The organism is Streptomyces sp. NPDC100445 (assembly GCF_044759735.1).
In the GTDB taxonomy this organism is placed as follows: Bacteria; Actinomycetota; Actinomycetes; order Streptomycetales; family Streptomycetaceae; genus Streptomyces.
Map to the genome: position 1 here is coordinate 135,992 of NZ_JBIVZV010000006.1, position 15,861 is coordinate 151,852.

The 15,861-nt window shown below is 72.5% G+C and carries 13 protein-coding genes, 2 tRNA genes and 1 pseudogene; 4 read left to right on the forward strand and 12 right to left on the reverse strand.

Features of this window, described 5'->3' with window-relative positions:
• Nucleotides 1–16: 16 nt before the first annotated feature.
• The 3 genes and pseudogenes from ACIQVT_RS16870 to pgsA all read right to left on the reverse strand — a co-directional run bounded on the left by ACIQVT_RS16870 (nucleotide 17) and on the right by pgsA (nucleotide 2,853).
• Nucleotides 17–1,228, reverse strand: coding sequence for a glycosyltransferase family 4 protein (locus ACIQVT_RS16870; protein ID WP_403753342.1), 1,212 nt, complete (start codon nucleotides 1,226–1,228; stop codon nucleotides 17–19).
• Nucleotides 1,225–2,133, reverse strand: a complete 909-nt coding sequence (locus tag ACIQVT_RS16875) for a phosphatidylinositol mannoside acyltransferase (protein ID WP_403753344.1) — start codon at nucleotides 2,131–2,133, stop codon at nucleotides 1,225–1,227. Before ACIQVT_RS16875 ends, ACIQVT_RS16870 begins: the two co-directional genes overlap by 4 nt.
• Nucleotides 2,130–2,853: pseudogene (pgsA, locus tag ACIQVT_RS16880) on the reverse strand (phosphatidylinositol phosphate synthase). Before pgsA ends, ACIQVT_RS16875 begins: the two are co-directional and overlap by 4 nt.
• A gap of 250 nt (nucleotides 2,854–3,103) precedes the next feature.
• Between pgsA and ACIQVT_RS16885 the strand changes: the two are divergent.
• Together ACIQVT_RS16885 and ACIQVT_RS16890 are read left to right on the forward strand one after the other, a co-directional pair.
• On the forward strand, nucleotides 3,104–5,305 hold the full coding sequence (locus ACIQVT_RS16885; RefSeq protein ID WP_403753346.1) for an elongation factor G-like protein EF-G2: 2,202 nt from the start codon (nucleotides 3,104–3,106) through the stop codon (nucleotides 5,303–5,305).
• A gap of 204 nt (nucleotides 5,306–5,509) precedes the next feature.
• Nucleotides 5,510–7,156 (forward strand): hypothetical protein, encoded by a 1,647-nt coding sequence (locus tag ACIQVT_RS16890; protein ID WP_403753349.1) that lies wholly within the window; start codon nucleotides 5,510–5,512, stop codon nucleotides 7,154–7,156.
• A 30-nt stretch (nucleotides 7,157–7,186) separates the two neighbouring features.
• Here the strand turns inward: ACIQVT_RS16890 and ACIQVT_RS16895 are convergent, their stop codons facing one another.
• Entirely contained in the window at nucleotides 7,187–7,747 is a 561-nt protein-coding gene (locus ACIQVT_RS16895; protein WP_392200440.1) for an HIT family protein, read from the reverse strand.
• Between the two features lie 67 nt (nucleotides 7,748–7,814).
• On the opposite strand from ACIQVT_RS16895, the gene ACIQVT_RS16900 reads away from it, so the two are divergent.
• A complete protein-coding gene (locus ACIQVT_RS16900) occupies nucleotides 7,815–8,474 on the forward strand; it encodes a potassium channel family protein (RefSeq protein WP_403753353.1) in 660 nt (219 codons plus the stop codon).
• A gap of 24 nt (nucleotides 8,475–8,498) precedes the next feature.
• Here the strand turns inward: ACIQVT_RS16900 and ACIQVT_RS16905 are convergent, their stop codons facing one another.
• The 4 genes from ACIQVT_RS16905 to ACIQVT_RS16920 form a co-directional block, all read right to left on the reverse strand.
• On the reverse strand, nucleotides 8,499–8,924 hold the full coding sequence (locus tag ACIQVT_RS16905; RefSeq protein WP_403753356.1) for a VOC family protein: 426 nt from the start codon (nucleotides 8,922–8,924) through the stop codon (nucleotides 8,499–8,501).
• Between the two features lie 351 nt (nucleotides 8,925–9,275).
• Complete coding sequence (gene thrS, locus ACIQVT_RS16910; RefSeq protein ID WP_403753359.1) at nucleotides 9,276–11,252, reverse strand: threonine--tRNA ligase; 1,977 nt, start codon at nucleotides 11,250–11,252, stop codon at nucleotides 9,276–9,278.
• 98 nt (nucleotides 11,253–11,350) lie between these two features.
• Complete coding sequence (locus ACIQVT_RS16915) at nucleotides 11,351–12,595, reverse strand: hypothetical protein (protein WP_403753362.1); 1,245 nt, start codon at nucleotides 12,593–12,595, stop codon at nucleotides 11,351–11,353.
• Nucleotides 12,592–13,158 carry a DUF4365 domain-containing protein gene (locus ACIQVT_RS16920; RefSeq protein ID WP_403753365.1) on the reverse strand — a complete coding sequence of 189 codons (567 nt, stop codon included), beginning with the start codon at nucleotides 13,156–13,158 and terminating at the stop codon, nucleotides 12,592–12,594. Before ACIQVT_RS16920 ends, ACIQVT_RS16915 begins: the two co-directional genes overlap by 4 nt.
• A gap of 169 nt (nucleotides 13,159–13,327) precedes the next feature.
• On the opposite strand from ACIQVT_RS16920, the gene ACIQVT_RS16925 reads away from it, so the two are divergent.
• Nucleotides 13,328–14,053, forward strand: coding sequence for a 3'-5' exonuclease (locus ACIQVT_RS16925; RefSeq protein ID WP_403753367.1), 726 nt, complete (start codon nucleotides 13,328–13,330; stop codon nucleotides 14,051–14,053).
• A gap of 72 nt (nucleotides 14,054–14,125) precedes the next feature.
• On the opposite strand, the gene ACIQVT_RS16930 is transcribed toward ACIQVT_RS16925, so the two are convergent.
• The 4 genes from ACIQVT_RS16930 to ACIQVT_RS16945 all read right to left on the reverse strand — a co-directional run bounded on the left by ACIQVT_RS16930 (nucleotide 14,126) and on the right by ACIQVT_RS16945 (nucleotide 15,760).
• Nucleotides 14,126–14,197: transfer RNA gene (locus ACIQVT_RS16930), tRNA-Val, on the reverse strand.
• 39 nt (nucleotides 14,198–14,236) lie between these two features.
• Nucleotides 14,237–14,683, reverse strand: coding sequence for an SRPBCC family protein (locus tag ACIQVT_RS16935; protein WP_403753370.1), 447 nt, complete (start codon nucleotides 14,681–14,683; stop codon nucleotides 14,237–14,239).
• Between the two features lie 459 nt (nucleotides 14,684–15,142).
• Nucleotides 15,143–15,214: transfer RNA gene (locus tag ACIQVT_RS16940), tRNA-Val, on the reverse strand.
• Nucleotides 15,215–15,298: 84 nt separating this feature from the next.
• A complete protein-coding gene (locus ACIQVT_RS16945) occupies nucleotides 15,299–15,760 on the reverse strand; it encodes a TIGR02611 family protein (protein ID WP_403753373.1) in 462 nt (153 codons plus the stop codon).
• Between the last annotated feature and the right edge of the window lie 101 nt (nucleotides 15,761–15,861).

Genomic DNA, 15,861 nt, shown 5'->3' on the forward strand with positions numbered 1-15,861 from the left:
GGCGCGGGGGGCCGTGTCAGTCCCGCAGGCCGGGGGCCGCCGGCTGTTCCCGGGTGCCGCCGCTCGAGTCGCGGGTCAGGCCGAAGCGGGCCCGCAGGCCCGTCGTCCGTTCGTCCGCGGCGACCGCCGCGGCACCGGCCGTCACCGTCTCGTACACCGACAGGATGTCCGCGCCGACCGTGGACCAGTCGAACCGCCGCACGTGGGCGCTGCCGCGCTCCCGCAGCAGCTCCCGGCGCGCCGGGTCCCCGAGCAGCCGGACGGCCGCCTCCGCCAGCGCGGCCGCGTCCTCGTTGGCGAAGATCTCGCCGGCCTCGCCCTGGTCGAGGACCTGCACGAAGGCGTCCAGGTCGGAGGCGAGGACGGGGGCGCCCGCGGACAGCGCCTCGACAAGGATGATGCCGAAGCTCTCGCCGCCGGTGTTGGGCGCCACGTACAGGTCGACGCTGCGCAGCAGGCGTGCCTTCTCCTCGTCGCTGATCATGCCGAGGAATTCCACGTGCGGGCGCAGTTGTCTCGGCAGGTCCGCGACGGCCGCCTCCTCGTCGCCGCGGCCCGCCACCAGCAGCCGGGTCGCCGGGCGGGCGGCCACGATGTCAGGCAGGGCCTTCATCAGCACGGGCAGGCCCTTGCGGGGCTCGTCGATCCGGCCGATGAAGCCGATGGTGTCGCCCTGCCAGCGCGGGTCGGGCTCGGCGCGGGCGAAGAAGTCCACGTCCACGCCGTTGGGGATGACCACCGCGTCCCCGCCCAGGTGCTCGACCAGGGTGCGGCGGGCGTACTCGCTGACCGCGATCCGCGCGCTGATCTTCTCCAGGGCGGCCTGGAGGATCGCGTAGGCGGCGATCATGGCGCGGGAGCGCGGGTTGGAGGTGTGGAAGGTGGCCACGATCGGGCCGGACGCCGCCCAGCAGGTCAGCAGGCCGAGGGAGGGCGAGGTCGGCTCGTGGATGTGGACCACGTCGAAGGCGCCGTCGTGCAGCCAGCGCCGGACCCGCGCGGCCGACAGGAACCCGAAGTTCAGCCGGGCCACCGAGCCGTTGTACGGGACCGGGACGGCGCGGCCGGCGGAGACGACGTAGGGCGGCAGCGGGGTGTCGTCGTCGGCCGGGGCGAGGACGGACACCTCGTGGCCGAGGCGGATGAAGTACTCGGCGAGGTCGCGGACGTGGAACTGGACGCCTCCGGGCACGTCCCAGGAGTACGGGCAGACGATCCCGATTCTCACGCGGGTCCCTTCGTCGGGTCGAGGTCGGCGAGCCACAGGCGCTGGAGCATGTGCCAGTCCTGGGGGTGGTCGGCGATCCCGCCGGCGAAGGCGTCGGCCAGTGCCTGGGTCATGACGGCCGTCCGCTCGGTCCGCGTACCCGATCCGGGGACCTCGACGGGCGGGTGCACCCGGCCCCGCATGACGGGCGAGTCGTCGTACCAGAGGGTGACGGGCAGCAGCAGCGCGCCGGTCTGCTGGGCGAGCAGGGCCGGGCCGGCGGGCATCCGGGCCCGCTCGCCGAAGAAGTCGACCTCGACGCCGGAGGCGGACAGGTCGCGGTCGGCGACCAGGCAGACCAGGCCGCCGTCGCGCAGTCGGCGGGCCAGGGTGCCGAAGGCGGAGCCGCCGCTGTGCGGCAGGACCTCCATGCCGAGGCCCTCGCGGTAGGCGACGAAGCGGTCGTAGAGCGTCTCCGGCTTGAGGCGTTCGGCGACCGTGGTGAACGGCGTCCCCAGCGCGGTGGTGACCCAGGCGCCGGCCAGGTCCCAGTTGGCCAGGTGCGGCAGCGCGAGGACCACGCCCCGGCCGGCGGCGAGACCGTCGGTCAGGTGGTGCAGGTCCTTGGGGTCGAAGCCGGACCTGATCCGCTCGGCGCTCCAGGCCGGCAGCCGGAAGGACTCCATCCAGTAGCGCAGGTAGGACCGCATGCCGGCGCGGGACAGTTCGGCCAGCCGCTCGGGACCCGCGTCGGGCACCACGCGCGCGTAGTTGGACTCCAGGCGCCGCACGCCCTTGCCGCGCCGTTTCCAGGCCAGGTCGGCGATGCTCCGGCCCAGGCGCGCCGCGACGGGCTCGGGGAGCTTCTTGACTGTGCTCCAGCCGGCTCCGTACAGCGCGTCGGTGAGCCGGTCGGCGCCGCTCACTGCGCCGCCTCCCCGGCGGTCGGCCGGCCGGCCGCCGCGTCCGCCTCAGCGGACTCGCGGCGCACGGTGACGACCCGCTGGACCAGCGTGACGAGGCTGCCCACGGCGACGATCCACAGGGCGACGGGCAGCAGCCACTGGATGCCCGGCACGCCGAACTTGTGCAGGCCGGCGAAGCCCGCGGCGACCAGGGAGATGACCAGGCGTTCGGCGCGCTCGACGAGCCCGTTCACGGCGACCGGCAGCCCGATGGACTCGCCGCGCGCCTTGGTGTAGGACACCACCTGCCCGCTGGCCAGGCAGAAGATCGACACGGCGCACAGCACGTCGTCGTTGCCGTGGCCGGCGTACCAGAGCGCGAACCCGCCGAAGATCGCGCTGTCGGCGACCCGGTCGAGGGTGGAGTCGAGGAAGGCGCCCCAGCGGCTGGAACGGCCCAGCTGGCGGGCCATGTTGCCGTCGACGAGGTCGGAGAAGACGAAGAGGGTGATCACGACCGTGCCCCAGAAGAACTCGCCCCGGGGGTAGAAGACCAGCGCGCCCGCGACCACTCCGGCCGTGCCGAGGAGGGTGACCGTGTCGGGGCTCACGCCCCGGCGGATGAGAAACGCGGCGAACGGTGTGAGGACACGCGTGAAAAATGCACGCGCGTACTTGTTCAGCATGGCCTTCCCGACGGTCGGTGTCGCCGCGGCCCGTGGTGGCCGCCGGCTGGCCCATCGTAGCCACGCACGCGCGTGCGTGGCGGGCGGGCACCCGCAGCCGCGCCGGGAAGCGGCGCGCGCCGCCGCGCGGGGGGTGTTCGTGACGCGTTCGATGTCCCGTACGCACCGTTCGTGGTCCTTCGTATGGACGCGGCGTGACGTCAGTGGAAAGCTCGAAAGACCGCGGGCGCCGCCGGAACCGCCACGGCACGCGGAAGCGGCACGTCCGCGCCCACAGGACCTCACCGTGCACGGGAGGCAGGATCATGGGCGACAAGGCACAGACACACCACCCCGGGGCCGCCGGCAGGGCTCTTGCGGCCGACCGGCCCGCGTCGATACGCAACGTGGTGCTGGTCGGCCCCTCGGGCTCCGGCAAGACCACCCTGGTGGAGGCCCTCGCGCTGACCGCGGGGGCGGTGAACCGGGCGGGCCGCGTGGAGGACGGCGGCACCGTCTCCGACTACGACGACATCGAGCACCGCCGGCAGCGCTCGGTCCAGCTCTCCCTGGTGCCGGTCGCCTGGGACGGCATCAAGATCAACCTCCTGGACACCCCCGGGTACGCCGACTTCGTCGGTGAGCTGCGGGCCGGCCTGCGCGCCGCGGACGCGGCCCTCTTCGTCGTCTCCGCCTCCGACGGCGTGGACGGCACGACCCGCGTGGTGTGGGAGGAGTGCGCGGCCGTCGGCATGCCCCGGGCGATCGTCGTCACGCACCTGGAGGCCGCGCGCGCGGACTTCGAGGAGATGACCCGGATCTGCGCGGAGGCCTTCGGCGGCGACGACCCCGACGCCGTCCTGCCCCTGTACCTGCCGCTGCGCGGCCCGGAGAGCCCAGAGGGGCACGCGTCCGTGACCGGGCTGGTCGGGCTGCTGTCCCGGAAGCTCTTCGACTACGCGTCCGGGGAACGCAAGGAGTCCGAGCCCGGCGCGGACCAGCTGCCGGACATCGAGGAGGCCCGCAACCGGCTCATCGAGGGGATCATCTCGGAGAGCGAGGACGAGACCCTCATGGACCGCTATCTGGCCGGCGAGCGGGTCGACACCAAGACACTGATCGAGGACCTGGAGCGGGCCGTCGCCCGCGGCAGCTTCTTTCCGGTCCTGGCCGCCGCCCCCGCCGCCGAGGGCGCCCGCCAGGGGCTCGGCACGGTGGAGCTGCTCCAACTGGTCACCGGCGGCTTCCCCACCCCGTTCGAACACCCGCTGCCCGTCGTGACCACCGTCGACGGCCGGCCGCGCGAGCTGAAGCCCTGCGACACGGACGGCCCGCTGGTCGCCGAGGTCGTCAAGACCTCCTCCGACCCCTACGTGGGCCGTGTCTCACTGGTCCGCGTCTTCTCCGGCACCCTGCGTCCCGACCAGCCCGTGCACGTCTCCGGGCACGGACTCGCCGACCGCGGCCACGAGGACCACGACGTCGAGGAGAAGGCCGGCGCCCTGTCCATGCCCTTCGGCCGCCAGCAGCGCCCGGTGACCCACGCCGTCGCCGGCGACCTGGTGTGCGTGGCCAGGCTCGGCCGCGCCGAGACCGGCGACACGCTCTCCGGCAAGGACGACCCGCTGCTGGTGGAGCCCTGGCGGATGCCGGACCCGCTGCTGCCGCTGGCCATCCGGGCGCACAGCAAGGCCGACGAGGACAAGCTGTCGCAGGGGCTGGCCCGACTGGTCGCCGAGGACCCGACCATGCGCCTGGAGCACAACCAGGACACCCACCAGGTCGTCCTGTGGTGCCTGGGCGAGGCCCACGCCGACGTCGCCCTGGAGCGGCTACGCAGCCGCTACGGCGTCCAGGTCGATGTCGTACCGCACCGGGTGTCGCTGCGCGAGACCTTCGCGGACCGGGCCGGCGCGCGCGGCCGGCACGTCAAGCAGTCCGGCGGACACGGGCAGTACGCGATCTGCGAGATCGAGGTGGAGCCGCTGCCGGGCGGCTCGGGCATCGAGTTCGTGGACAAGGTCGTCGGCGGCGCGGTGCCCCGGCAGTTCGTCCCGTCCGTCGAGAAGGGGGTGCGGGCGCAGGCCGCCAAGGGCGTCGCGGCCGGGTACCCGCTGGTCGACGTGCGGATCACGCTGGTGGACGGCAAGGCCCACTCGGTGGACTCCTCCGACGCCGCCTTCCAGACGGCGGGCGCGCTCGCGCTGCGGGCGGCCGCGGCCGAGGCGCGGATCCACCTGCTGGAACCGGTCGCCGAGGTCACCGTGCTGGTCGGCGACGACTACGTGGGCGCGGTGATGAGCGACCTGTCCGGCCGGCGGGGGCGGCTGCTGGGCACCGAACAGGTCGGTTCGGGACGGACGTTGATCCGCGCCGAGGTACCGGAGTTCGAGATCGGCCGGTACGCGGTCGACCTGCGGTCCCTCTCCCACGGCACGGCCCGCTTCGACCGGAGCTACGCCCGGCACGAGCCGATGCCGCCGCAGATCGCCGAGCGCATCCGCGAACAGGCCGGGGACGACGGGTAGTCGGACCCCGGTGGCGCGGGCGGGCGGCTTCGGCCGTCCGCCCGCGGGCTGTCGGTGGCGGCGGATACGCTGATCACCGGAGCGCTTCGGGCCGCGGCCGTCCGGCAATCGCCGGGCGGCGGCACGACGATCGGTCCAACAGGTGTGCGGGGCAGGGAAGTCGGGAAGGCCGCAGGAGCGACACCGGCGGCGATGGGGGCGGGAATGTCGTTTGGAACGGAGTGGGACGGGCCCCAGGTGCCCGTCTCGGGCGACGAGGGGCAGGCGGCGACCTCCGCGCTGGCGTCCGCGGTGTACCGGGACAGTCCGGTCGAGGAGATCAAGAAGGCTGACAACGAGTGGCACCAGTCGACCGTGAAGGCCGGCAGGATGAGGATGTTCCGGCCGAATCTCGGTGAGGCCTTCTCCCGGGCCCTGGTGGACCGGATGCTCGCCCCCGGCCGCGCGCCGCTCATCCAGTCCTTCGGCTCCGAGCCCCAGTTCGTCGTGGAGCACGCGCTGGCGGCCAACAACATCCGCCGGGAGCGCGACAACCGCCTCACGGTCGTCACCGTCGTGAGCGGCCTGCTCTTCCTGCCCGGGATGCTCTGCTGGCTGCTCGTCTTCCAGCTGCGCGGGCTCGTCGTCCGGCGGGACGACCGGCGGGCCGGGACGCTGGCCACCGTGCTGCTGCTGGGCGTCGGCATACTCGCCGCGCTGTTCCTGGTCAAGATGCCGTTCTCCGGCTTCTGGGCGTGGTACGCCCGCGCGTCCGTCGTCGCCCCCGTCCTCGGCTGGTTCTGGGCCAAGCGGATCTGCGAGCAGACCGCCCAGGACCTGCGGGGCCGCTGGGCGGGGCTGCTGTCCGGCAGCAGTGTCGGCGCCAAGGTCCCCGAGGCCGTGCCCCGCGCCCCCGGCCAGACCGCCGCCGAGGACCTGCGGCAGTCCCTGGCCAGGCTCCGGGCGGAGCAGCGGTCCAACTCCGTCTTCTACGCCGGCCCCAAGGGCATACTCGGCATGGGCACCCGGTGGGGCGCCTGGCAGCTCGCCGAGGAACTGGTGCCCGCCGACCCCACCCGGGAGATCCACCCCTTCCGCAGCTGGGACGTGATACGCGCGATCCACGACCAGCTGGCCATGCTGGAGCGCGGCCCGCTGAACACCGGCGGCTTCCCGAAGCCGTCGGTACGGCACTGGATCGTCACGCCGATCGGCGAGAAGGCCACGGCCGTCTCCCGCCCCGAGGGCACCGACGTCGAGGCCTTCCAGATCAAACCGCACGCCATACAGGACATCTGCAACAAGCAGCAGTTCGGCAGCGGTGACCGGCACTATCTGGGCGTGCAGTGGACGCTGTGGGACGGGCAGCTCGTCATCACGATGCTGATCACCGTCACGGTGCTGCACGAGACCCTGCGCATCGAGGTGACGGGGCATGCGCTGGGTCCGGTGAACTCCCTGTTCACGGCCAAGCCGGAGGCGCCGGCCAAGGAGGTCACGAAGTCCTTCAAGCCCTGGGAGACCCGCACGGTCAAGCTGCCCCTGGTCGGCACCGACGAGGTCGTGCGGCTCGCCGTGCGCGCGCCCCTGACGTGGTATCCGCCGCTGCTGAAGTGGCTCGGCGGTTCCCTCGGCCTGCCCGAGCCGTTCGGCCTGCGGCACGCCTGGGCCGACCAGCCCTGGCGGCACCGCTTCATGGCCGACGACGCCCTGCGCGCGGCGACCCCGGTGCTGCGGGTCGTGCACTCGGCCGCGCTCAGGGTGCTGCGGGAGAACGGCGTGGACACCGAGAAGTTCGGTGCCCGTTCGGCGTTCCTCAGCGGCAACGTCCAGGACCCGGCGCCCCGCAAGGCCGACCTGTACGACGCGTAGCCGGGCGGCGACCCGGCCGGGGCCGGCGGGTCAGCCGGCCGGCCAGGCCTCCGCCAGCATCCCGCGGGTGTCGGCGAGCAGCTGCGGCAGCACCCTCGTGTGGCCCACGACCGGCATGAAGTTGGTGTCGCCGCCCCAGCGCGGCACGATGTGCTGGTGCAGGTGGGCGGCGATGCCGGCGCCCGCCACCGCGCCCTGGTTCATGCCGATGTTGAACCCGTGCGCGCCGGACGCCGTGCGCAGAGCCGTCATCGCCTGCTTGGTCAGCTCCGCCAGCTCGACGGTCTCCGCCGGGGTCAGGTCGGTGTAGTCGGCGACGTGCCGGTACGGCACGGTCATGAGGTGACCGCCGGTGTACGGGTACAGGTTGAGGACGGCGTACACGTGCTCTCCGCGCCGGACGACGAGCCCGTCCTCGTCCGACTTCGCCGGGATCGAGCAGAAGGGACAGCCGTCGTCGGCCCCTGGACCGCTCGGCTTGTTCTCGCCCTGGATGTAGGCCATCCGGTGGGGCGTCCACAGGCGCTGGAACGCGTCCTGCGTCCCCACTCCGATCTGCTGCTCCGGCTCACTCGTCATGCTAGGCAGCATATGGCTTCGCCCGATACCGGCGTGTCGCCGGGGGACCCCGGCCGCCGTCTCCGGCCAAGCTTGCCCGGTGGACGACGACACCCCCCTGGCCCGCTGGGAGCAGCGCTCCGAGATCCCCTTGTTCGTGGCGTCGCTGGTCTTCATGGCCGCCTATGCCACCCGGGTCCTGGCCGTGAGCCTGCCGTGGGGGTGGCGGAACCTGTGCGGGGTCGCGATGCTCGTGCTCTGGGTGCTGTTCGCCGTCGACTACGCGGTGCGCTGGCGGCTCGGCGGGCAGCGCTTCCTGCGCTTCGCCAGCACGCACGTCCTGCACACGGCGGTGGTGGTGCTGCCGTTGCTGCGCCCGCTGCGGATCGTCCCGCTGTACGACGTCATCCAGCGCCGGCAGGGGGAGCCCCGGCTGTCCCTGTACGCGCGTGTCATCGCGTACGCCAGCCTGTCCACGCTGCTGCTCGGTCTCGCCGGCGCCCTCGCGGTCTATCAGCAGGAACGCGGTGCGCCCGGCAGCACCATGCGCACCTTCGGGGACGCCGTGTGGTGGGCCGCCTCGACCCTCAGCACGGTCGGCTACGGCGACATCACACCGGTGACCCCGCTCGGCCGGGTGATCGCGACCGGGATGATGGCCTGCGGGCTGGGGCTGCTCGGCGCGGTGACGGGTTCGTTCTCGTCCTGGCTGATGCAGACCTTCACCCGGGAGGGCGACGACCGGCCCCCGGGGAGGTGATCTCCCCGGGGGCCGGGCCGGTTCCTACGGCCGTATGTAGGGGCGGGTCATGATCTCCATGTTGTGGCCGTCCGGGTCGTCGAAGTAGGCGCCACGTCCGCCGAACAGCCGGTTGATCCGGCCGGGTTCGGTGTGGTGGGGGTCGGCGTAGTAGGTGACCCCCACCGTCTCCAGGCGGGCGATCATGGTGTCGAACCGGTCGTCGGGCACGAGGAACGCGTAGTGCTGCGGCTGGATCGGTTCGTCGCGCTTCTCGTAGTAGTCGAGTGTCACGCCGTTGCCCAGGTCGACGGGCAGGAACGGCCCGAAGGGCGCGCCCACCTCCAGCCCCAGGACCGCCGCGAGGAAACCGGCCGACAGTTGTCGGTCCGTGGCGTAGACGGCGGTGTGGTTCAGCTGGACGGTGGCCGGTGATCCGGCGTGGGGACGGCTCGGCTGCTCAGGTGTCATACGGGATGGCTCCGGGTCTCGTATCCGCTGTGGCGCGCCGCGTACGGCGCTGGGAAGGGAGGACGCGGAGGAACGGCGGAGCTCTCGCCCGCCTCGTGCTCACGCCGAGGCCGGGTGCCCCACTCGTGCATGGCCCATGGCCGACCCGGCAGTCACCCGAGCGACCCTAGCGCCGCTCCGTGCGTCACGGCAACGCCGGCGGTCCGTCGGCCGGGAGGCCGCCGGCCTGCGGCGACACCGGAGCGCGCGCCAAGCGCAACCCGGACACGGCGCCGGCCGCCACGACCCACGACGGGTCGTGACGGCCGGCGTCACGCTCGCTCCCGGGATCTCCCGGGCCCCGGGGGGGGATCAGACCTGGGTCCGCTCCTCCACGACCTTCACGATCTTGGCGATGGCCTCGTCGAACGGGATGCCGTTCTCCTGCGATCCGTCCCGGTAGCGGAAGGAGACGGTCCCGGCGTTCATGTCCTCGTCACCGACGATGACCATGAACGGGACCTTCTGCTTCTGGGCCGTCCTGATCTTCTTCTGCATGCGGTCCGAGGAGGAGTCCACCTCGACGCGCAGCCCCTTCTTCCTGGCCGCGGCGGCGAAGTCGGCCAGGTACCCGACGTGCGCGTCGCCGACCGGGATGCCGATCGCCTGGACGGGGGCCAGCCAGGCCGGGAAGGCGCCCGCGTAGTGCTCGAGGAGCACCGCGAAGAACCGCTCGATGCTGCCGAACAGGGCCCGGTGGATCATCACCGGACGCTGCTTGGAGCCGTCCGGGCCGGTGTACTCCAGGTTGAAGCGCTCGGGCAGGTTGAAGTCGAGCTGGATGGTCGACATCTGCCAGGTGCGGCCGATCGCGTCCTTGGCCTGGACGGAGATCTTCGGGCCGTAGAAGGCGGCGCCGCCCGGGTCGGGTACCAGGGGCAGGCCCTGCTTCTCGGCGACCTGGCGCAGGGTCTCGGTCGCCTCCGCCCAGGCCTCGTCGGAGCCGACGAACTTCTCCGGGTCCTTGGTGGACAGCTCCAGGTAGAAGTCGGTCAGGCCGTAGTCGCGCAGCAGGTTCAGCACGAAGGTGAGCGTGCTGTCCAGCTCGTCGGACATCTGCTCACGGGTGCAGTAGATGTGCGCGTCGTCCTGGGTGAAGCCGCGGGCCCGGGTGAGGCCGTGCACGACACCGGACTTCTCGTACCGGTACACGGTCCCGAACTCGAAGAGACGCAGGGGCAGTTCACGGTACGAACGGCCGCGCGCGTCGAAGATCAGGTTGTGCATCGGGCAGTTCATGGGCTTGAGGTAGTAGTCCACGCCCTCGTCGAGCTGCATGGGCGGGTACATGCCGTCGGCGTACCAGTCCAGGTGGCCCGAGGTCTCGAAGAGCTTCCCCTTCGTCGCGTGCGGGGTGTAGACGAACTCGTAGCCCTCCTCCTCGTGGCGGCGCCGCGAGTAGTCCTCCATGACCCGGCGGATGATGCCGCCCCGGGGGTGGAAGACGGCGAGGCCGGAGCCGATCTGCTCGGGGATGGAGAAGAGGTCCAGCTCGCTGCCGAGCTTGCGGTGGTCGCGCTTCTCGGCCTCGGCGAGGAACTCCAGGTGCGCCTTCAGCTCGTCCTTGGACGGCCAGGCGGTGCCGTAGATGCGCTGGAGCATCGGGTTCTTCTCGCTGCCGCGCCAGTAGGCGGCGGCGTTGCGCATCAGCTTGAACGCCGGGATCAGCCGGGTCGAGGGCAGGTGCGGGCCGCGGCAGAGGTCCTTCCAGCACAGCTCGCCGGTCTTGGGGTCCAGGTTGTCGTAGATCGTCAGCTCGCCGGCGCCGACCTCGACGTCCGCGCCGTCGTCGTGCGACGCCGAGCCCTTGAGGCCGATCAGCTCCAGCTTGTACGGCTCGGAGGCCAGCTCCGCGCGGGCCGCCTCGTCGGTGACGACACGGCGGGCGAACTTCTGCCCGCGCTTCTGGATCTCCTGCATCTTCTTCTCGACGGCCTTGAGGTCCTCGGGCGTGAACGGCTTCTCGACGTCGAAGTCGTAGTAGAAGCCGTCCTTCACGGGCGGGCCGATGCCCAGCTTGGCCTCGGGGAACAGTTCCTGCACCGCCTGCGCCATGACGTGCGCGGTGGAGTGGCGCAGGATGTTCAGGCCGTCCTCGGAGGAGATCTCGACGCCTTCGACCTCGTCGCCGTCGGACAGCTCCCACGCGAGGTCCCGCAGCTCGCCGCCGACGCGCGCGGCGATCACGGAGCGCTCGCCCGCGAAGAGGTCGGCGGCCGTAGTGCCCGTCGTCACCACGCGTTCTTCCCGCTCGGAATCGCGTTGGATGATCACACGGACGTCTGACACCGGTCTCTCCTGACTGAAGGGTGATGCGGCGCCGTACGAGGAGCGCGCGCTCAGCGAATCGTACCGACCCGAGGCCACCGGTCGCGAAACGGTTACCGTCACCCCTGTGCCCCGTACGCCTCCTCGTCCGGCTCGTCGCACGTCCCGTCGAAGCAGCCGAGGTTCTCGTGGAGGGACTTCAGCAGCCGGTCGCGTTCGGCGTCGTCGACCTGCACCGGGACGACCCCGCGGGCGCCGGTGAGCCGGCGGAAGCCGCCGCGCCGCTCCAGCCGGCCGTGCACGCGCACGGGGAGCCCGGCGAGGTGGGCGTGGCCGGCGACGCGGTAGTCCTCCTCCTCCAGGGCGACGCGCAGGTGCGGGACCTCCGCGCCGGCGAGGACGCGCAGCCGCACGGTGCCCCGGCCGCCGGGCCCGGAGCGGCCCATGCGGACGACGGCGCCGGTGACGCTGACCGGGACGGACGGTTCCGCGCGGAGGTAGCGGGCGGCGGCCTCGCGCAGCACGGGCAGGTCACCGGGCGAGAACTCCACGGGTTCGCCGGAGGCGGCGCAGCCGTCCGGGACGCCGGCGCCGGGTGCCCAGGCGACGGCGACGCGGGCGCCCTCGGTGCCGGTCACGAAGGTGGACAGCGCCTCGGCCAGCTCGTGGCTGACGCCGGCCGCGACGGCGCCGTCGAAGGCGTCCGTGCCGCCGGTGGCCCGCTGGTAGTCGATGGCCTCGCGGGCGGCGTGCAGGGCCTGGTGGAGGCGGACTGACAGGGCGCGTCCGGCGGGGACGGGCACGAAGGCGGTGAGGGCGCGGCCCTCGGTGACGTCGCCGACGAGCACGGGGCGCACGAGGGCGGCGGCGGACCCGCGGTGGCGGGCGCCGTGGTAGCCGGCGGGCGCGCGGGTGGCGAGCGCCGCGGCGAGCAGCATCCGGCGGGCGGCGCCGCGCAGATGCGCGTCGGCGGTCCAGGGCGCGGCCCCGGCGGGTCCGGCCGGGGTGTCGCGCCACCAGCGGACCTCGTCGCTGGGCACGGCGAGGCAGAGCAGCACCTCGCGGGCGGAGGGGGTGCCGCTGCGGGCGAGGGCTTCGAGGGCCTCGCCGAGCAGGTCGTCGCTGTCGGGGAAGGCGCGGCTCTCCGGCACGAGCAGGCTGGTCGCGGCGGCGCCCGGCCCGGGCGGGGTCCAGCGGCCGTAGCGTCCGACCGCTCCCCCGCGCCGCGTCCAGCCGTGCCGGTGCAGCAGGGCGCCGAGCACGGCGGGGTCGACGTCGGCGGGCGGCGGCGCGGGCGGCCCCGGGACCTCCCGGAATTCCGGCCGGATCCGCCGTACCGGCTCCTCGGGGGGACGGTTCCTCATGGTCTGCCTCCCGTCCCGATCCGCGCCATGATCGCGCAGAGCGCCCGGTCGTCGAAGATGCGCGAGGTCGGTATCCGCACGGTGGTCCGGTGCCGGCCGGTGACGGGGTGGCCGGCGAGGTTGACCCAGTAGCAGCAGTGCCGTAGTTCGAGCCGTTCGTGGCCGGCGCGCAGCCAGTCGTCCGGGGAGCGCGGGACGAGCATGACGACCAGGATCTTGTGGACCGTCACGGGTGTGCGGGCCAGTTTGCGCAGGTGGGCGTTGTCGAGGGTGAAGGAGAAGGACGGGCCCGGGGGGTCGGGTGCGACCTGGTAGGTGGCTTTCAGCTGCACCTTGACGGTGACCTCGTCGTCGACCGTGTGGCCCGGCGCGCTGTGGCTGACGTGCCAGTCGATGCCGTTGTCGGGGAAGGGCTGGGACAGCGAGCAACCGGCCGCGGCGGCGACCGCGTGCAGATAGCCGACCTGCAACGTCTCCATGCAGGCGGTGGTGGCGAGCGTGCCGCGGAGGGTGCCCGGGCGGTCGGGCAGCAACCCGCCCCGCTCGGGCTGTGCTACGGCCATGACCAACAGCCCTCCCAGCCCGGTGTTCTCCTGCGGCGGGCCGCTGAACTGCAAAGACCCGTACTCCTGTTGTCTCCTTCCGGCGTACGGCGCAAACAGCCCGGGTATCACCGAACCGGACAGGGGACGGTGCGTCATCTGTCGCGGGAGAACGAGGAGTTGGGTGGGTATGACGACCTGGTACGAGGGGGCGCTGGCCGCCTTCGACACGGAGACGACGGGCGTGGACGTCGAGACCGACCGGATCGTGTCGGCCGCCGTCGTCGTCCAGGACGCGCCGGGGACCCGGCCCCGGGTGTCCCGTTGGCTGGTGAACCCGGGGGTGCCGGTGCCGGAGGCGGCGACGGCGGTGCACGGCCTGACGGAGGACCACCTGCACCGCAACGGGCGGTGGCCGGCGCCGGTGATGTACGAGATAGCCGAGCAGCTGGCCGAGCACGCGGCGCTGGGCCGGCCGCTGGTGGTGATGAACGCGCCGTTCGACCTGACGCTGCTGGACCGGGAGCTGCGCCGGCACCGGGCGTCGTCGCTGGACCGCTGGTTCGAGTCGGTGCCGCTGCGGGTGCTGGACCCGCGGGTGCTGGACAAGCACCTGGACCGGTACCGCAAGGGCCGCCGGACGCTGACCGACCTGTGCGCGCACTACGACGTGCCGCTCCAGGACGCGCACGACGCGGCGGCCGACGCCCTGGCCGCGCTGGACGTGGTCCGGGCGGTGGGCCGGCGTTTCGCGGCCCGGCTGGACCGGCTGTCCCCGACCGAGCTGCACGCGCTCCAGACCAACTGGCACGCGGCCCAGGCTCGGGGGTTGCAGGCGTGGTTCGCGCGCAGCGGCTCCGAGGAGACGGTCTGCACGGACTGGCCGCTGCGGCCGGAACTGCCCGCGGCGGCGTAGTCACGGGGTGCGGCGGGAGGGGCCGGGGTACGCGAAGAGCCGGTCCGCTGCTGCGGACCGGCTCTCTCCCGGTGGGCGATACTGGGTTCGAACCAGTGACCTCTTCGGTGTGAACGAAGCGCTCTCCCACTGAGCTAATCGCCCGGGAACGCACTGAACAATACAGGCCCGGGCGCCCTTCGTTCAAACCGCCCCCAGGTACCGCCGCAGTCCCCGGCGTCCGGCGCGCAACATCAGCCGGTGGTTGGCGCGGAAGACGGGCCGCCCGGGCACGGCGAGCAGCCTGAGCAGGGGTTTGCGGACGTCGACCTCCTGGTCGTAGCGGGCGAGCGTGCCGGAGCCATGGGCGGTGACCGTCCAGCGCGCCCAGCCGTCCATGTCGCCGGAGAGGGCGACCTCCAGGACGCCGGCCGAGGGGTCACGGCGGGTCTCCCGGACGGTGAGGGTGATGCCGTACGGCAGCACGGACCGGACGGTGATCTCGCCGGTGCGGCCGTCCCGCCGGGTCACGGCCCGCACCTGCGGCCACCAGCGGGGGTAGTCCTCGGGGCGCTCCAGCGCCGCGTACACCGCGGCCGGCGGGGCGGGCAGGGGCCACAGGCTGCGGAAGCGGTAGTGGTTCCAGTCCATGCGGTGAGTGTGCCCGCGGCGGCTGCGCGCACCGGGGGCCGCACACTTCCCCTGTCGGCGCGGCGGACTGACAGAAAGTCAGATCACCGGTTTTGTTCGCCGCGATCGCCTATCGAGGGGAATTCCGCGTTTGTCGTACTTGCGAGAGAAAGTGACGGGCTTTTAGAGAATAGGCGTGGTAATCCCGTCGACGGCCCGCGTCCCGGGGCCGACCCAATGGACTCGTACGTCCGAAAAACGGTCTTGACCCCGGCCTCCGGGGCGCCCTTCCCGAGCGGGGCGGAGTCCCGGACGATCTTCCGATCCACCCCTCGACGGCCAAGAGGAGTAACGGATGGTGACCGTCCTGTTTCCGTCCGGAAGGGTGGGCCGTCCGGCGTCACCGTGACCGGCGGGCCGCCGCGAGGGGGTACACGTCGACGGCCCACCTGCTCGTCGCAGATGGGCCGTCGGTCCGGGTGGGCGATACTGGGTTCGAACCAGTGACCTCTTCGGTGTGAACGAAGCGCTCTCCCACTGAGCTAATCGCCCGGGCGCAGGAAGAACATTACCCCAAGTCAGGGGGTGCTTCCGACCTCGGCACGGGGCGGCGGGGCGGTCGGCCCCGCCACCGCGTCACTGGTCCTTGATCTTCCACGGCATGACGGCGCCGAACTTCCACAGGTAGAACCCGGCGAGCACTCCGATGATCACCAGGCCGACGACCGTGAGGGCGATGTTGCGGCGCCGGACCTTCGGGTCCAGGGCCCGCTGGGCGGCCTCGGTGACCTTGCGCTTGGTCCAGCGGAGCACGAGCTGGGCCCAGACGAACTCGGTCGCCCAGATCGCCATGCCGCCGAAGATCACCACCCAGCCGGGACCCGGCAGGGGCAGCATGACGATGCCGGCGGCGACGACCGCCAGCCCGATCACGAAGACGCCGACCTGCCAGCTCAGGTGCAGGAGCCGGCGCTCCCGGACGTATTCGGGCGCCCGGGAGCCGAGCCCCCGGTCGGCCCCTTCCTCGCCCACGTGCCCGTCCGCCTTCGCCTCGTCCACCACCGCGACCTCGCCCAGGTCGTCACTCCCCGTATTCATACAGACAAACCCTACCGTAGGGAATCGATCACCGGAATGGTCCGCATCCGGTACGAGTTCTCCGCCGGACGAGTTACGTAAACCCATGCAAAACCCTCAGA